Consider the following 1309-nt stretch of genomic DNA (forward strand, 5'->3'; position numbering starts at 1 on the left):
CTCAACGGCACCGGTGCCGTGTCCGGCTCGGTCCTCGATCTGGTCTGCGGGCGAGACGTTGCCTGTGTCGACCTTCTCGGTCTTGTCGATCCGATCAATCTTGAAGGTACGAGGCGCGCCAACGAGGCGCGGGCGTGCGATGAGATACCAGATCCCGGCTTTCGCCACGAGTCCCAACGGCCGAATGGTGATCGCCTCAGAGGTGCCGTTGCGGTTGGAATAGGAGATGCGAAGGTCTGCCGTTCTCACCAGCGCAGTCCGAAGATCGTCGAGGATCTCGCTGCGATCAGCGGTTCGCGGCGGTTCTCCCCAAGTTGTGTGGTCATAGTGGATCCTCGTCGCGAGGATCTCGGCTTCGTCCCGCAGGGTCTCGGGCAGGGCGCGGATGAGTTTGCGTGTGGCAGCCCGGGTTCCCGGATCGGAGAGCCCGGCGGTACCGAGCATCCAGAACAGCGACTTGGACTCGTGTCCCGACAAGCCGGTGAGATTCGTGCGTGACCCTCCGACGAGCTGCCAGCCTCCGCCTCGGCCAGGCCGCCCATACACGGGAACTCCGGCCCCGGCCAGGGCTTCGAGGTCGCGGCGAGCCGTGGGAATCGAGACGTCGAGTTCAGCAGCCACCTCGGCGGCGGTCACTTTCCCGCGGGACTGCAGGAAGAGAACGAGAGCGATGAGCCGGTCTGCACGCATAGTTGAAGTATCTCAATAAAAGTGATCGTTTGGTGATCACTTTTGCTGGAAAAGTGAGCATTGTTCATCCAGACGGGTGGATGAGGGGCCGCCAGAGACTTGGTGCTGCAACGGTATGACTGCGAAGCGCGGCGGCGATGTAGAGAGAAGGACAAGGCCATGAATGGAATCCAGGGACTGACGACGATGGTGCTCACCGCCGATGATGTGGCGGCAGCCGCGAACTGGTATGCGGACTATCTGGGAATGGAGCCCTACTTCCGCCAGCCTGCCGAGGGGCCGGCGGCTTACGTCGAGTTCCGCGTCGGACCCGATGAAGACGAGCTGGGGGTCATGGACCGGACATATTCGCCCGCCGGGACAGCTCCGGGAAGCAGCTCGGTGACATATTGGCACGTCGACGACGTCGAGGCGGCAGTGGCAGATCTCGTCGACCGCGGCGCGACTGTGCATATGCCGGTGACCCCGCGGGGGCCGGAATTCGTGACCGCTTCAGTGGTGGACCCTTTCGGCAATGTGCTCGGACTCATGTACAGCCCGCATTGGAAGGGCGCCCACTGACGTCGCGCATTGGGCCCCGGTGAGCCCCTCCCCAAACAACCTGACGGCGGCCCAGATA

Annotated in this window: 2 protein-coding genes; one reads left to right on the forward strand and one right to left on the reverse strand. The window is 63.3% G+C overall.

The genetic code is table 11. The annotated features are described in order from the left end of the window. The coding region (locus AD89_RS0117470; protein ID WP_025780931.1) for a helix-turn-helix transcriptional regulator at positions 1–690 on the reverse strand (690 nt) is incomplete at its 3' end. Between the two features lie 159 nt (positions 691–849). On the opposite strand from AD89_RS0117470, the gene AD89_RS0117475 reads away from it, so the two are divergent. Next, positions 850–1251, forward strand: a complete 402-nt coding sequence (locus AD89_RS0117475) for a VOC family protein (RefSeq protein ID WP_025780933.1) — start codon at positions 850–852, stop codon at positions 1249–1251. The last annotated feature ends 58 nt before the right edge of the window (positions 1252–1309 follow it).

The organism is Brevibacterium sp. VCM10, assembly GCF_000583215.1.
GTDB classification, from domain to species: domain Bacteria; phylum Actinomycetota; class Actinomycetes; order Actinomycetales; family Brevibacteriaceae; genus Brevibacterium; species Brevibacterium linens.

Excerpts from the sequence above, each read along its gene's own strand:
- AD89_RS0117475 (WP_025780933.1), top strand. The coding sequence starts at position 850 with ATGAATGGAATCCAGGGACTGACGACGATGGTGCTCACCGCCGATGAT.